Below are 15,426 nucleotides of genomic sequence, written 5' to 3'. Positions count from 1 at the left end.
GCGCCCCCTCACGTCAGATCTCCGGAACCGTTCAGCGATACCGCCTCGCCGGCCGTGTCCACCGGCACCTGCAGCAGCGCCGCGTAGAAGTCCTTCGTGCGAGCGAGCACCTCGCGGATGCTGTAAGCCCGCTGGTTGTCGTAGGCCCCCTTGTCGCAGGGCACGCCCCACACCTGCATGCCCAAGCAATCGGCAGCGAACATGGCGCGATACAGATGATAGGCCTGGGTGGCCACGATGATGCGGTCCGCCCCGAACACGTGCCGCGCCCGCCACATCGACTCGTAGGTGGTGTTGCCCGCATGGTCTACGTACACGTCCTCGCTCGGCACGCCCAGCTCCACGCAGTACGCCTTCATGGCGTCGGACTCGTTGTAGTGGGAGGTGCGGTTGTCGCCGCTGACGATGATGGCCCGGGCCGCACCGCTCTTGTACAAGTCGCAGGCCACTTCCAAGCGATCAGCCAAAATATCGCTCGGCGTGCCGTCGGCGTACACGCTGGCCCCCAGCACCACCACGGCATCGGCAGGGTCGCTGGCCAGCGCCGATGCGGCCCCTTCCACGGTGACCACCCGATCGCGCGTCGCGGCCACGGTGACCACGTTGGCCACGCCCACGATAAGCACCGCCAGCGCGCAGACGGCCAGCAGCACGCGAGCGCACCAGCGCCACCAGGGCACGGGTCGGGCGTTGTCGCGGGCCACAGGCCACCTCCTTCGTAGCATCGGAAAAGCGGGGTACACTATAGCAAAAATTCAAACTTGTCCAGCGGTGCGGGAAGTCATCCCTGATAAAGTTGGTATACTACACAGGTTGAGAAACCGTTTCCTCGTTGTTACGGCAACGACACGTTGAGCAACTCCAAAGGACGCGCGCCATGTACCATTGCCCGGTGACTTTCTACCTCGTGGGCCTGCCCGACGAGATCGCACGCATTATCGAAGATGCGCAGCCGCAGCCAAGCTTCACGCACCATTTCACGCGCAGTGACGAGCCCGAAGAGGCGCTCACCGCCCAGGCCAGCGCCATTTTCGCCGATGCCACGGGCCACGATGCCGCCGCCTGGGCCCGCGTCTTCGCCGCTCACCGGCAGGCCACCACAACGGTCACCCTCATCGTCACCCACGACCAAGTGCCCGCCGTCGAGCCCTACTTCAACGACATCGCCGACCTGTGGATCGCGCCCTTGAGCGCCGCCGAGGCATCCTGGCGCTTCAACCATTGGCAGCGCGCCTGCAAGCGCTACGCCGACTCCTGGGAGACGAGCCAGTATTTGGAAGCCACCATCAATTCCATTCCGTCGCTCGTGTGGTACAAGTCCAAGGACGGCATCCATCACAAGGTCAACGACGCCTTCTGCGCCACGGTGAACAAGACCAAAGAGCAGGTTCAGGGCCGAGGCCACGCCTACATCTGGGACGTGGAGGCAGACGATCCCGCCTGCATAGAATCGGAGCGCCGGGTCATGGCCGCCAAGTCCACCATTGTCTCGGAGGAGACCGTGCAGACCAGCGATGGCACGCGCCTGCTCACCACCTACAAGTCGCCCCTCTACAACATCGACGGCTCGGTCATGGGCACCGTTGGCGTGGGCATCGACGTCACCCAGGAACGCGCCTACGAGGACGAGATCGTCGAGAAGAACCGCACCATGGAAACCATTTTCACCACCATGGACTGCGGCGTCATCACCCATTCGCTCGACGGCACGCGCCTGCTCGGCATCAACCAGGCGGCCCTGGACATTTTGGGCTACGATTCGGCGGAAGACCTCATGGCCGCCGGCTTCGACATGGTGGCCCCCTCGGTCGTCGATGAGGACGCCGGGAAGATGCGCGAATCAATCGCTACCCTGAAGAACGTCGGCGACTCGGTGAGCACCGAGTACCGCGTGCGCCACGACAACGGCGACATCGTGCATGTCATGGGCAACGTGAAGCTCATCGAAAGCGATGGCGAGCTGCTCTTGCAGCGTTACCTGCTCGATTACACGGACAAGAAAAAGGAAGAAGTGCGCAAGGAGCGCCGCCAGCGCGATCTCATCCAGGCGCTTTCCGAGGACTACCTGCTCGTGTGCTCCTTCAGCCTGGACACCAAAGCGGGCGAGGCCCTGCGCGTCAGCGGCGACAGGCTTCGCAAGCTGGACGAGCTGTTCGCCGGCGAGCTCAATCTTGACAGCTGCCTCGGCGGATACATCAATGAAGCTGTCGTGGAAGAGGACCAGGCCATGCTGCGCGACGCGCTTTCGGCGGAAAGCCTCATCACGCGCCTGACCGACGAGAGCCGTATCCATGTGAACTATCGCATCAACCACGGCGACGTTACGGAGTACTGCCAGGCCACCGTCGTGCGCGGCGGCGATTGGCCCCAAGCTCACAACATGGTGCTGGGCCTGCGCAGCGTCGACGTGCAAACCCGCGAGGAGATGAAGAAGAAGGCCCTGTTGGAAGAGGCACTGACCCAGGCCAACAAGGCCAACGCCGCCAAGAGCGCCTTCCTCTCGAACATGTCCCACGACATCCGCACGCCCATGAACGCCATTGTGGGCTTCACCACTCTGGCTGCCAGCCGCCTCGATCAGCCGGAGAAAGTGGAGGAGTACCTGAACAAGATCAAGTCCTCCAGCACGCATCTCTTGAGCCTCATCAACGACATTCTGGACATGAGCCATATCGAGAGCGGCAAGGTCTCGCTGGACGAGCAGCCCTACAACCTCGTCGATCTTCTGGACGATCTCTACAGCATCATTCAGGCCGAGACGAGCGCGCGGCAACTGTACTTCTCCATCAACACCGAGAGCGTCCGCCACACCGAGGTGCGCTGCGACAAGCTGCGCATCAACCAGATTCTCTTGAACTTGCTGGGCAACGCCCTGAAGTTCACGAATCCCGGCGGCTTCATCAAGGTGACGCTGGACGAGCTGCCCGGCGCGCCGGTCGGCTACGGACGCTACCGCTTCACCGTGTCGGACACGGGCATTGGCATGAGCCCCGAATTCGTCGAGCACATCTTCGACCCCTTCGAGCGCGAGCGCACCTCCACCATCAGCGGCATCCAGGGCACGGGGCTCGGCATGGCCATCACGAAGAACCTCGTGGACATGATGCACGGCACTATTTCCGTGAAGAGCACCCAGGGCAAGGGCACCTCATTCACCGTTGAGCTGACCTTGCAGCTGGCGTGCGAGGGCGCGACCGCAGCGGCCCAAGAGGCCAAGACCCAGCACGTCGACCCGAGCCACCGGCTGCGCCACAGCCGCATCCTGCTCGTGGACGACAACGACCTCAACCGCGAGATCGCCATCACCCTTCTGGAGAACGAGGGCTTCACCGTGGAATACGCCGTGAACGGCTGCGAAGCGGTAGAGAAGATCATGGACGCACCATCGGGGCACTACCAGCTGGTGCTCATGGACGTGCAGATGCCGGTCATGAACGGCTACGAGGCCACCAAGGCCATCCGTCGCCTAAACGATCCGACCCGAGCGCAAGTGCCTATCCTCGCCATGACCGCGGACGCCTTTGAAGAGGATCGCCAGAAGGCCCTGCGCAGCGGCATGAACGGCCACCTCACCAAGCCCGTCGAAATCGACAAGCTCTTCGAAGCTCTAGACGAGGTACTCAGCTAGCATCGCTCGCTGCGGGAGGGCGGACCCGATCGCAGGCCTCTGGGCGCCCTGCGGAGATGCGCATCCTCTTCCATAGGGGCTGACCTTGGTCAGCCCTCGTGAGCGGGTTATGGGCGCACGACAAAAAGAGGGGCGACCAAGGTCGCCCCCTACGGATTCTGCTTGCGAGGAGTTGCAGCTACACGGCGACGATGTTCACCAGACGGCCGGGGACGTAGACTTCCTTTTTCACCGTCTTGCCCTCAAGGGCGGCGGCCACGGCCTCGCGGGCGGCGGCGAGCACCTCGGGCTCCGGGGCATCGGCGGCCACGGTCACGCGGCCCTTGATCTTGCCGCAGATCTGCACGGCCAGCTCCACCTCGTCGGCGCGCGCCTGATCGGGGTCGTATTCCGGCCACGGCTGGTCGTAGACGAAGCCCTCGCGGCCCAGCGCCTCGCGCCACAGCTCGTCGGCCAGATGGGGCGTGAACGGCGCCACAAGCTTCACCAGCACCTCGGCCACCTCCGCGTCGAGCGCGCGATGGTCTTCGCAGGCGGCGCGATCCTCGGGGCTGAACGCACGCAGGTACTCGCCGGCGGCGTTCGACAGCTCCATGATGGCGGCGATGGCGGTGTTGAAGGTGTTGCGCTCGATGTCAGCCGACACCTTCTCCACCACGCGATGGCGCTCACGAATGAGCTTCTTCGCCGCGGCCACGGCCGCCTCGTCAGCCGGCTTCTGCGCGAACAGCGTCTCGTCGCCGGCCTTACCGCACAAGTCGTGCACCTGGCGCCACAGACGGTTCAGGAACTTGTACATGCCCGGCAGGCCGTCCTCGTTCCACAGCTTCTCCTTCTCGGGCGGCCCCAAGAACAAGATGTAGGCGCGCACGGCGTCGGCGCCGTATTCGGCGATCATCTCCTCCGGCGAGACCACGTTGCCCTTCGACTTGCTCATCACATCGCCGTGGGCGTCGAGCACCATGCCCTGGCACAGCAGGTTCGTGAAGGGCTCGTCGAAGTCGAGCAGGCCGCAGTCGCGCAGCACTTTCGTAAAGAAGCGGCTGTAGAGCAGGTGCAGGATGGCGTGCTCGATGCCGCCGATGTACTGGTCGACGGGCATCCAGGCGTTGGTCTTCTCCGGATCGAAGGGCGCGTGCACGTTGTGCGGGTCGGTGTAGCGCATGTAGTACCAGCTGGAGCACGTGAACGTGTCCATGGTGTCGGTCTCGCGCTTGGCCGGGCCGCCGCAAACCGGGCAGGTGGTGTTCACGAACCCGGCATGGGTGGCCAGCGTCTCGCCGGCGGCCAGGTCGATGTCCTCGGGCAGGCGCACGGGCAGATCTTCCTCGGGCACGGGCACCACGCCGCACTTCTCGCAGTGGATAGCGGGGATGGGGTTGCCCCAGTAGCGCTGGCGGCTGATGAGCCAATCGCGCAGGCGGAACTCCACGGTGCGCTTGCCGCGACCCATCTCTTCCAGCGCGGCCACGATGGCCGCTTCGCCCTCGGAGTGCTTACCGCCGATCATGCCCGTGTAGGGACCGGACTGCACGAGGATGCCCTCGGCGGCGTAGGCCTCCGGCCAGTCCACCGTGGTCACCACGCGGCCCTGCTCGTCCTTGAGCTGCGGGTACAGCGGGTCGTCCTCAGACAGGATGATGGGGATGATGGGCAGATCGTACTTGCGGGCGAACTCGAAGTCGCGCTGATCGCCGCAGGGCACGGCCATGACGGCACCGGTGCCGTAGTCGGCCACAATGTAGTCGCCCACCCACACGGGCACCTTCTCGCCGTTGATGGGGTTCACCACGTAGCGACCGGTGAACGCGCCGTGCTTCTCGTGGTCGCCCTGGGCGCGCTGGACGGCGGTCACCTTCTTGGCTGCCTCAACCAGCTCCATGACCGGCACCTCGTATTCGGTGCCTTCCACAAGGCCGCGGAGCAGCTTGCTTTCCGGCGCCAGCAAGAAGAAGCTGCAGCCGAACAGCGTGTCGGCGCGCGTGGTGAACACGGTGATGACGTCGTCTTCCGTGGGGTTCTCCGGCGCGTTGCCGTCGCGGTCGCACAGGATGAAGTCCACGTTGGCGCCCTCGGAGCGGCCGATCCAGTTGGCCTGCTGCTGCTTCACGCGCTCGGGCCAGCCTTCCAGCTGATCCAGGTCGTCCAGCAGCTCCTGGGCGTAGTCGGTGATCTTGTAGTACCACTGGGTGAGGTCGCGCTTCTCCACCTCGGAGTCGCATCGCCAGCAGCGACCCTCGATGACCTGCTCGTTGGCGAGCACGGTGCCGCAGCTCGGACACCAGTTCACCGGCGAGTTGCGACGCTCCACGAGACCGCGCTCCCAGAACTTCAGGAAGATCCACTGGCCCCAGCGGTAGTACTCCGGATCGCACGCCACCACCTTGCGATCCCAGTCGTAGGAAAAGCCCATGCGGGAGAAGCTCTTCTTCTGGGTCTCGATGTTCTCGTAGGTCCAGATGGCCGGATGGCTGTGATGCTTGATGGCGGCGTTCTCCGCGGGCAGGCCGAAAGCGTCCCAGCCCATGGGATGCAGCACGTCGAAGCCCTGCATCTTGGAGTAGCGGGCCACCACGTCGCCGTAGGTGTAGTTGCTCGCATGCCCCATGTGCATGTCGCCGGAGGGATACGGGAACATCTCCAGGACATACTTCTTGGGCGCATCGGAATTCTCCGGCACCGTGTACAGCCCGGCCTCTTCCCAGGCCAACTGCAAACGGGGCTCGATCTCATGGGGATTGTAAGCTTTCATGGCACTCCCTCGAAAACGTGGCTTTCGACCGCGCGCATTCCCCGCGGCCGCGAGTTGATTTCCCCATTATAGCCATGATGCGCTCTTGGAAAAGGGGCGCCAGCGCCCGACCGCGCCCCTCACGGGACAGACGGACGAGCCAGAAAACCTATCACCCGATTTCGGGCGTTTTTTTCGACTTGTTAGACATGCCCGATGCGCGCTACGATCCTTTCGAAGGCGACCGCTAACGAATCGCGATAACTTGCGGCGAAAACACGCCGGCGCTCTCGCTGACTATTGCAGCGGACATCTAACAAGTCGGAAAATCCGCCCGACGGCAACCTGCAGATCTTCTGGAACCACACCGCTATGTCAAAAGTTAGCGCACACGGCGCAGGGAGGCGCCGCAGTTCCAGCAGGTTTCTCGGGAACCGTCGTTGTCAGCAGCACACACGGAACAGATGCGGCGCCCCAGCGGCACCTCCTCGGGCGTTGCGCCAGGCAGCGGCACGTCGGCCTCCTCATCGGCCAAGCGCGCCATGGCGGCGCGGATGCCCTGCACGCCCGTGATGTGCGCCACTTCCAGCGCATCTTTCCTATGATTTGCCGTCATTTCCGCGCCCCTTCGCCCTTCGACCGTCCAATTCAAGTACCATGATAGCGAAATACCGCGATCCCCTCCGCGAAGGAGCACCCATGAACTTCCACAACGCATCGTTTAAAGCCGCTTACGGCACCTCGGAGCAGCTGCCAGCATCCACAGGTCCCGAGGTGTCCTTCGCGGGGCGCTCGAACGTGGGCAAGTCGTCGCTACTCAACAAGCTCATGTACCGCAAGGGCCTGGCGAAGGTGTCGTCCACGCCGGGCAAGACGGCCACCATCAACTTCTACGATGTGGACGGCCACGATCTCGTGGATCTGCCCGGCTACGGATACGCGAAAGTGTCCAAAGCAGAAAAGGGCCGGTGGAGCGAGCTCATCGAGGGCTACTACAATCAAGATCGCGACTTCGCACTCGTGGTGTCGCTCATCGACATCCGCCACGAGCCCTCGGCGCTCGACCGCAACATGGTTCAGTTTCTCATGGACGCCGAGCTGCCCTTCGCCATCGCGCTGACCAAAGCGGACAAGCTGTCGAAGCAGCAGCAGATGAAGCAGCGCGCCGCCATCAAGAAGGCGCTCAAGCTGCCGGGTGGCGTGCCCATGGTGGTGACGTCGTCGGAGAAGGGCGACGGCATCGACGAGCTGCGCGCCCTCATCAACCGCGCCATCGAGAGATAAGGGCCGCAAGCCCCGAGACGCGTCGCAAGCTCCGAGGCGTACCGCAAGCTGAAAGCTCATCCCCCATGGAGCACAATATGGCGGGATTTCCCGATTTCCACCTCGTGAGGTATGCATTAGCGTGGCAATCGGGAAATCGCGGCGATGCCGAAGGCGCTGCCGATGAAAATCGGGAAATCCCGCCACAAACGAAACCCCCTCCCAAAAAGGAGAGCGCCCCAGTGGAGGAACCGGGGCGCTGAGGAGAGGAGGGGCCGTCGTTGGCCAGAGCAGAACGTCGGGCCGGCGAGGCGATAGGTGTTCAAGCGTTATTCGGTGACCTCGACAGTGAGAGCCGCAGGAACCTCGGGACGCGTCTTCGGGGCCTTGGCCGCCTTCGGCGTACCGAAGAAGAACTTCATGAAGTGCACGAAGACGTAGGCGACCATCACGGCGGCGAACAGCGTCTCCACGGCGATGAGGGCCTCGACCACCGGGAGCGCCGGAATGGAGTAGCCGGCAGCGTAGAGAGCCTGCACGCCCTTGCCGAGCGCCATCGCGGAGATGACGAAGGGGAAGGTCATGGCTGCGTAGCTCGGATAGAACTGCAGGGCGAGGAACTTCGGCACCCGGGTGACGACGCCGATGAGCATCAGCTGGCCGAGGCCCATGAGCACGGCCACGAACACCAGGTTCGGATCAGGCATAACCGACAGATATCCAACCAGCGACAGACCCATAGGAGCAGCATAGATGCAGAACAGCGGGCGAGCGCCTTCGGGGATCTCATGCTTGATGTAGCGCATCGTCACCACGGCGAGCAGCACGAGGTAGCAGGCAAAGCCGAACCAGAAAATGCCCTGGCCGAAGGCCTCGGCGCCGAAGACGGGAGACGTTACAGCCGCCACGATGATGCCCACGTAGCAAATGAAGTACGTAGGAAAGACCTCGGTGAGCTTGAAGCGGCGGATATAGTACAGGGTAAACCACGTCATCAGCACGAAATGCCCCGCCACCGCCGAGCACCACAGCCCGAAAGCCGGCACGATAGCCACGGGAGCCAAGTATCCGGCCAGCTGCATCAGCGTCATGAAGAACGTGGCAGAAACACTTGCGAAAACGGAGTTCTTCATGTCCTCGCGAAGCATGGAGGGGAACATGATCAGCTTGGCGACGAGCATAGCCACCAAGAAGAGAGACAACGCCCCGCAAGCAATGTGGGCGATCTCGGCATAGGGTTGAAGCAAGTTGCCCAAAGCGGCCAGGCCCAAGGCCACGCCCGCTGTGGGGATGGGTACTTTCTTGATAATGTCGCGCATAGAGCACCTTTCGTCGGGGCCTTTGGAGCCGGAAATGTCTCGACCACGAATCGCCGGAGATAACGCAACGACCCGCAGGAGTAGAATGGCTTTATTATGCGCGGTTTCTTACCAAAAGAAAACTTATATATCATTATGTAGCCATTAGAGAAGTTTATTGATATGCTACCCGAGTCCCTAAGGAACCACCGCACCCATCGAAGGAGACGCAATGCAGGACTATCGCGTAAAGACGTTCCTCACCGTGTGCCGCACTCTGAACTACACCCGAGCCGCCGAGGAGCTGGCGCTCACCCAGCCGGCCGTCTCCCAGCACATCACGTACCTGGAGCGCGAGTACGGCGCGAAGCTGTTCACCTACCATCGCAAAAAGCTGGAGCTGACGCCGGCGGGACGTGTCCTGCGCGACGGGCTAGCGACCATGGCCCACGACGACGTGCTATTGCACGAGCGCATCGAGGAGGTGGCCCATGGCGCCACAGTCAAGCTGCGCATCGGCATGACGCTGACCGCCGGCGAGTACGTGGTGGCCCGGCCCCTCGCCCGCTGTCTGGGCGCCCGACCCGACATTCAGGTCACCGTGCGCTCGGGCGGAACCCAGCACCTGATGGAGCTCCTCGACGCGGGAACCATCGATTGCGCCTTCGTGGAAGGGCTCTTCGACAAGGCCCGCTATGCCTCACGCCCCTTCTCGTCCGAGCGTTTGGTGCCCATTTGCGCGGCCGAGCATCGCTTCCCGCGTACGCCACGCACCCTGGAAGACCTCTTGGGCGAACGACTCATTCTGCGCGAGGAGGGCAGCGGCAGCCGCAACGTGCTTGTCCACGCGCTCGCTCAGCGCAATCTCTCGCCTGCCTCCTTCGCCGATCATTTCGTCGTGGAAAGCCTCGATATCATCAAGATATTCGTCCAGGCCGATCTTGGGATTTCCTTCGTTTACGAGGCCGCCGTGCAGCGGGAGGTGCAAGAGGGCACGCTGCGCGTTATCCCCCTCTCCGATGCGGGCATCTTCCACGACATCAGCTTCATTTACCTGCGCGACAGCATCTACGAGCAGGATATGGAAGATCTTTTCGAAGCGCTCAAAGCATAGTCTTCATCCCACCCCATAAAAAGGCGCTCCGCATTGTCGCGAAGCGCCTTTCGGCAATCCCAGAGTTTGGCGATGCGCCTGCGCGCCGCCAAGCGAGTCCTAGCGGGTGTTGCTCGCGTAGGGAGCCTTGTCCTTCAGCAGCACGTCATGGGCGCCGCCCTCCACGATGGAGGTGGCCGACACCAGCGTGAGCTTCGCCTTGTCCTGGAACTCGGGGATGGTGAGCGCGCCGCAGTTGCACATGGTGCTCTTCAGCTTCAGCAGCGTGATGGCCATGTTGTCCTTCAGGCTACCGGCGTAGGGCACGTACGAATCGACGCCCTCCTCGAAGGACAGCGACTTCTTGCCACCCAAGTCGTAGCGGCCCCAGTTGCGGGCGCGGGCGGAACCTTCGCCCCAGTACTCCTTCATGTAAGTGCCATTCACCATGACCTTGGCCGAGGGGCTCTCGTCGAAGCGGGCGAAGTAGCGGCCCAGCATGACGAAGTCGGCGCCCATGGCCAGCGCGAGCGAGATGTGATGGTCGTAGACGATGCCGCCGTCGGAGCAGATGGGCACGTAGACACCGGTCTCGCGGAAGTACTCGTCGCGGGCCTTCGCCACTTCGATGGTCGCGGTGGCCTGGCCGCGGCCGATGCCCTTGGTCTCGCGGGTGATGCAGATGGAGCCGCCGCCGATGCCGATCTTCACGAAGTCGGCGCCCGCATCGGCGAGGAAGCGGAAGCCCTCGGCGTCCACCACGTTGCCCGCGCCGATCTTCACATCGTTGCCGTAGTGCTCGCGCACCCACTCGATGGTCATCTTCTGCCAGTCGGAATAGCCCTCGGAGCTATCGATGCACAGCACGTCGGCGCCGGCCTCGACAAGCGCCGGCACGCGCTCGGCGTAGTCGCGGGAGTTGATGCCCGCGCCCACCATGTAGCGCTTGTGGGCGTCCAAAAGCTCGTCGGGATTGGACTTGTGGGAGTCGTAGTCCTTGCGGAATACGAGCGCCACCAGATGGTCGTCGGCATCCACGATGGGCAGCGAGTTCAACTTGTGATCCCAGATGATGTCGTTGGCGGCCTTCAGAGAGGTGCCATCCGGAGCCACCACGAGCTTCTCGCGCGGCGTCATGAAGTCGGCCACCTTCTCGTCCATGGACATGCGAGAGAGGCGGTAGTCGCGCTCGGTCACGATGCCGAGCAGCTTGCCGTGGGCGCTTCCGTCGTCGGTGACAGGCATCGTGGAGTGGCCGTACTGCTCCTTCAGAGCCACTACCTGCTCGAGCGTCATGTCGGGGGAAAGGTTTGCGTCGGAGGTGACGAAGCCGGCCTTGTAGTCCTTCACGCGGGCCACCATAGCAGCCTCGTCTTCGATGGATTGGTTGCCGTAGATGAACGACAGGCCGCCCTCGGTGGCCAGGGCCACGGCCATCTTGTCGTCGGACACGGCGGCCATAATGGCGGAAACCATCGGCACGGAAAGCGAGAGCGGGCACTCCTCCTCGCCCTTGCGGTACTTCACCAAGGGCGTCTTCAGGCTGACCGCCGCAGGCACGCAATCGGCGGGCGTATGGCCCGGCACCAGCAAGTACTCGTTGAATGTACGGGACGGTTCCTCGAAGTAGTAGGCCATAGTTGTGCGCTCCTTTGCCGCTCGATGCCCTGGACGGTAATTGGCTCATTATAGGCCGAGGACGGCCCTTCTGCCAGAGGCCGCCGCATGCCGCTCCATATTTTCGGCGGCGGTACGAGAGACTGAGGCAGACAAGCGGCCAGACGGGGCTGGCGGGGCGGCTGAAGCCGCCCCTTACAGAGTTTGATGGGCGAGGCGAATCGCGACAAAAAGGGCTACAGCTTCCAGTCGGCGGCGGCGCCCTGGAGGCTCACCATGCGGGCGAACAGGCCGCTGGCCGCCAGGAGCTCGGCAGGCGCTCCCTCCTCGGCCACGCGGCCATCGGCGAGCACCACGATGTGGTCGGCGCCGAGCACGGTGCGCATGCGGTGGGCGATGACGAGCACCGTCTTGCCCACGAGAAGACGGGAAAGCGCCTCCTGCACGAGCGACTCGCTCTCCACGTCGAGGGAGGCGGTGGCCTCGTCGAGCAGGACGATGGGCGCGTCCTTCAAGATAGCGCGGGCGATGGAGATGCGCTGGCGCTCCCCGCCCGAGAGAAGCGCTCCGTTCTCGCCGATGGGAGTGTCGTAGCCCTGGGCCATCTTGCGCACGAACTCGTCGCAGTTGGCAGCGCGGGCCGCGGCGAGCACCTCCTCGTCGGTGGCTGCGCGCCTGCCCAGCCGGATGTTCTCCATCACGGTGCCGTTGAACAGCACCACATCCTGGAACACCTCGGTGTAGTCGGTCAAAAGCGTCTCCGGGTCCACGCCGGCCACGTCCACGCCGCCCACAGTGATGTGCCCCGCATTCACGTTCCAGAAGCGGGCTGCCAGCTTCGCGGCCGTGGACTTGCCCGATCCCGAGGGCCCCACGAGCGCGGTCACCTCGCCCTCGCGGGCCGTGAAGCTCACGTCGGTGAGCACCGGCTCGCCGTTCTCGTAGGAAAACGACACCCCGTCGAAGACGATGTCGTGACCCTGGGGCGCGAAGTCCACAGAGCCCACCTGGGCCGGCTCCTGCTCGATGGCCCGCATGCGGGCAAGCGACTCCCGCATGTCAATGAGCTCGGCCGTGGACTGCAGGATGAGGTTGATGGGATCGTAGAGCCGCGTGACCACGAGCATGAAGCAGAAGAACACGAGCAGGTCGCACTGGCCCGCGGCCACGAGCGCCGTGCCGGCGAGGATAGTCGTGACCGTGCCCAAGCGCAGCAGCGTCTGGGTGGAGCTCACGGCCGTGCCCGTGGTCAGCTCCGAGGCGAGCTTCGCCCGCTCGAAGGCATCCACGTTCCCGTTCAGGCGCGCAAGGAAGTCGTCAGTGCGGTTCAGGGCGCGAACCTCGCGATTCGACTCCAGGTACTCCTGAATGCCGTCGGCGAGCACGAGGGCCGCCGCGTTCTTTTTGCGCGTGGCCGCCGTCTGCAGGCGCGTCGTGGCCAGAAGCACGATCACGGCCACCGGCACCGGCCACAGGGATGCCAAGGCGAGCCGCCAGTCGAAGGCAAGCAGCATCACGGCCACGATGGCCGTGGACGCGCCCGTGCCGAACAGCTGGGGCATCGTGTGGCTGAACAGGCGCTCCTGGTCGGCGGTGTCCTTCATGACCACGCTCGTCAGATCGGCCAGATCGCGCTTCCCGAAGAAGGACAGGGGCAGAACCCGCAGCCGCTCGGCCAAGCCGATGCGCTTGCGCGCGCTTTCCTGGTACACGACGCTGTAGGTGGCGTGGTACTGCCAATACTGAGTGGCGAACACCACGGCGAGCACCGCGACGATGAGCACCAAATAGGGTGCCAGCAGCGGCAGGGGCGTCGCCGGGTCCTCCAAATGGGCGAGGAATTCCCCCGTCACCAGATAGAACACGCCCACGGGCAACATGAGCACCACATTCGCCAGGGCGCACACGGCCGCACCCCGGCGCAGCGACTTCGCACCTTGCTCGGTGAGGGCCAGCGCATCACGCAGCATGGGCGCCACCTCCTTCGATCTTCCACTGAGTTGCCTGCTGATAGTTGGCCCACAGCCGCGCGTACAGGCCGCCAGCCGCTAAGAGCTCGTCGTGGGTGCCGCGCTCCACGATGACGCCGCCATCCACCACGGCGATAAGATCGGCGTCCACCACCGTGGAGAGCCGGTGCGCGATCATGAGCACCGTCTTGCCCGCGGCCAGACGTCCCAGCGCCTGCTGGATGAGCGCCTCGTTCTCCGGATCGGCGAAGGCCGTGGCCTCGTCGAGCACCACCACGGGCGCGTCCTTCAGAATGGCCCGGGCCAACGCGATGCGCTGGCACTCGCCGCCCGACAGGTACACCCCGGCCGACCCCACCACCGTGGAGAGCCCCTCGGGGAACTTGGCGATGATGTCGGCGCACTGGGCGGCCTCGGCAGCCGCGCGCACCTCCTCGTCGCTCGCATCGGGGCGCCCCATGCGAATGTTGTCGGCAAGCGTGCCCTTGAACAGGCGGTCGTTCTGGAACACGAAGGCCACGGTGTCCATCAGCTCGGCGGTCGGCACGGCGCGCACATCGGCGCCTCCCACCGCGACCGTGCCCTCCTGCGGGTCCCAGAAGCGCGGGATGAGGCTCGCGAGTGTGCTCTTCCCGCCGCCAGAGGGCCCCACGAGCGCCACCGTGGCCCCGGCGGGCACCTCCAACGTCACGTCGCGCACAGCCGGCACCGCGGCGCCCGGATAGGAGAACGTCACGCCGCGCAGGGCCACAGACGCATCGGATACGTGCTCCGCCGCTTCCGAACGCACCTCCTCCATGGGCTCCACCGCCAGAATCTCGTTCACCCGGCGCACGGAGTCCTCGGCCATCATGAGGGCCTCGGATGCGTACATGATCTTGCTCATCACCGTGGTGGTGAAGGCCGAGAACACGACGTAGAAGAGGAAGTCGGTGAGGAACCGCGCGAAATCGCCGGCGCTTGCGGCCAGCAGGATAGCCGCCGGCACGAGCACCGCGAAGGTGCCGTTGATGGCCACGAGCTGCACCACCTGGGGCAGGCGGCAGAAGTTCACATACTGGGTGGCCATATCGCGGTAGTCGATAATGGCCGCGTGGAAGGCCTTGAACGAGTGCACCGTCTGCTGGAACACCTTCACCACGGGAATGCCGCGCACATACTCGGTGGCTGCCGTGGACATGCGGTTCAAGGCCTCCTGGTAGCGCTGCATGAAGAAGCGGCCACCCTCGGGCACATCGCGCCCCATCATCCACCACATGGCGAACAGCGACACCGCCACGGGAATGAGGCAGACAAGCCCCATAACCCAATCGAACAGGAACATGGCCACGAGGAACGCCACAGGTGCCGTGCACGAGGCGATGAAGTCGGGCATCTTGTGGGCGATGACGTCCTCGGTCTGGCCGGCGCAGCCGTCGATGATGCGGCGCAGGCGCCCCGAGGCGTTCGCGTCGAAATACCCCAGCGGCACCTTCGCCACATGGGCCAGGCACGCCTTGCGCATGTTGGCGGCCACGCGGAAGGCGGCCGTGTGAGTGAGCATGAGGCCGGCGAAGTAGCACAGCGCGCCGACGACGGCCACGGCGAAGGCGAGCCACGCCCACAGCGTGGCGTCGGCCGCCAGCTCGTAGCGGGGCGCCACGGCCACGAAGTCGCGCAGCACGAACCACACGAGCACGAGCGGCACGATGGTGAGCACGCCGTTGAGTGCCGCGAGCGCCGAGCCCACATAAGCCAAGCAGCGCCGCGGTCCCGCGAATTTCAGCAGCTGCGCGATGGCGTTGCCCGAGCGCGCCTCTGCTTTCTCCAATGATGCCACTGTTCCC

10 protein-coding genes are annotated in these 15,426 nt (G+C 64.3%); 3 read left to right on the top strand and 7 right to left on the bottom strand.

Annotation, left to right across the window (positions count from 1 at the left end):
* Window positions 1-8 precede the first annotated feature (8 nt).
* On the bottom strand, window positions 9-704 hold the full coding sequence (locus tag GO707_RS05015) for a SanA/YdcF family protein (RefSeq protein ID WP_227070438.1): 696 nt from the start codon (window positions 702-704) through the stop codon (window positions 9-11).
* 173 nt (window positions 705-877) lie between these two features.
* Here GO707_RS05015 and GO707_RS05010 point away from each other — a divergent pair, with 173 nt between their 5' ends.
* Window positions 878-3,628, top strand: a complete 2,751-nt coding sequence (locus GO707_RS05010; protein ID WP_157012410.1) for a PAS domain-containing hybrid sensor histidine kinase/response regulator — start codon at window positions 878-880, stop codon at window positions 3,626-3,628.
* A 178-nt stretch (window positions 3,629-3,806) separates the two neighbouring features.
* Here GO707_RS05010 and leuS read toward each other — a convergent pair whose 3' ends face one another.
* Window positions 3,807-6,380 (bottom strand): leucine--tRNA ligase, encoded by a 2,574-nt coding sequence (leuS, locus tag GO707_RS05005; RefSeq protein ID WP_157012409.1) that lies wholly within the window; start codon window positions 6,378-6,380, stop codon window positions 3,807-3,809.
* Between the two features lie 361 nt (window positions 6,381-6,741).
* Window positions 6,742-6,975 (bottom strand): hypothetical protein, encoded by a 234-nt coding sequence (locus tag GO707_RS05000; protein ID WP_157012408.1) that lies wholly within the window; start codon window positions 6,973-6,975, stop codon window positions 6,742-6,744.
* A gap of 83 nt (window positions 6,976-7,058) precedes the next feature.
* On the opposite strand from GO707_RS05000, the gene yihA reads away from it, so the two are divergent.
* Entirely contained in the window at window positions 7,059-7,643 is a 585-nt protein-coding gene (yihA, locus tag GO707_RS04995; protein WP_022740782.1) for a ribosome biogenesis GTP-binding protein YihA/YsxC, read from the top strand.
* A gap of 308 nt (window positions 7,644-7,951) precedes the next feature.
* On the opposite strand, the gene GO707_RS04990 is transcribed toward yihA, so the two are convergent.
* The gene (locus tag GO707_RS04990) at window positions 7,952-8,941 is read right to left on the bottom strand and encodes a TDT family transporter (protein WP_157012407.1); all 990 of its coding nucleotides are present in this window, start codon (window positions 8,939-8,941) and stop codon (window positions 7,952-7,954) included.
* 211 nt (window positions 8,942-9,152) lie between these two features.
* Between GO707_RS04990 and GO707_RS04985 the strand changes: the two genes are divergently transcribed.
* Window positions 9,153-10,034 (top strand): LysR substrate-binding domain-containing protein, encoded by an 882-nt coding sequence (locus GO707_RS04985; protein WP_157012406.1) that lies wholly within the window; start codon window positions 9,153-9,155, stop codon window positions 10,032-10,034.
* A 99-nt stretch (window positions 10,035-10,133) separates the two neighbouring features.
* Here the strand turns inward: GO707_RS04985 and GO707_RS04980 are convergent, their stop codons facing one another.
* The 3 genes from GO707_RS04980 to GO707_RS04970 form a co-directional block, all read right to left on the bottom strand.
* Window positions 10,134-11,651, bottom strand: coding sequence for an IMP dehydrogenase (locus tag GO707_RS04980; protein WP_157012405.1), 1,518 nt, complete (start codon window positions 11,649-11,651; stop codon window positions 10,134-10,136).
* 215 nt (window positions 11,652-11,866) lie between these two features.
* Window positions 11,867-13,600, bottom strand: coding sequence for an ABC transporter ATP-binding protein (locus GO707_RS04975; protein ID WP_157012404.1), 1,734 nt, complete (start codon window positions 13,598-13,600; stop codon window positions 11,867-11,869).
* Complete coding sequence (locus GO707_RS04970; RefSeq protein WP_227070440.1) at window positions 13,590-15,419, bottom strand: ABC transporter ATP-binding protein; 1,830 nt, start codon at window positions 15,417-15,419, stop codon at window positions 13,590-13,592. Before GO707_RS04970 ends, GO707_RS04975 begins: the two co-directional genes overlap by 11 nt.
* Window positions 15,420-15,426: the final 7 nt, after the last annotated feature.

The organism is Adlercreutzia rubneri, assembly GCF_009755265.1.
GTDB classification, from domain to species: domain Bacteria; phylum Actinomycetota; class Coriobacteriia; order Coriobacteriales; family Eggerthellaceae; genus Adlercreutzia; species Adlercreutzia rubneri.
The sequence above is the reverse complement of the archived record's forward strand: the minus strand, read 5'-3'. Positions and strand labels throughout refer to the sequence as shown.

What these genes read in the sequence shown, in the direction of transcription:
- GO707_RS05010 (WP_157012410.1), top strand. Translation starts at nt 878, where the DNA reads ATGTACCATTGCCCGGTGACTTTCTACCTCGTGGGCCTGCCCGACGAG.
- leuS (WP_157012409.1), bottom strand. Translation starts at nt 6,380, where the DNA reads ATGAAAGCTTACAATCCCCATGAGATCGAGCCCCGTTTGCAGTTGGCC.
- GO707_RS05000 (WP_157012408.1), bottom strand. Translation starts at nt 6,975, where the DNA reads ATGACGGCAAATCATAGGAAAGATGCGCTGGAAGTGGCGCACATCACG.
- yihA (WP_022740782.1), top strand. Translation starts at nt 7,059, where the DNA reads ATGAACTTCCACAACGCATCGTTTAAAGCCGCTTACGGCACCTCGGAG.
- GO707_RS04990 (WP_157012407.1), bottom strand. Translation starts at nt 8,941, where the DNA reads ATGCGCGACATTATCAAGAAAGTACCCATCCCCACAGCGGGCGTGGCC.
- GO707_RS04985 (WP_157012406.1), top strand. Translation starts at nt 9,153, where the DNA reads ATGCAGGACTATCGCGTAAAGACGTTCCTCACCGTGTGCCGCACTCTG.
- GO707_RS04980 (WP_157012405.1), bottom strand. Translation starts at nt 11,651, where the DNA reads ATGGCCTACTACTTCGAGGAACCGTCCCGTACATTCAACGAGTACTTG.
- GO707_RS04975 (WP_157012404.1), bottom strand. Translation starts at nt 13,600, where the DNA reads ATGCTGCGTGATGCGCTGGCCCTCACCGAGCAAGGTGCGAAGTCGCTG.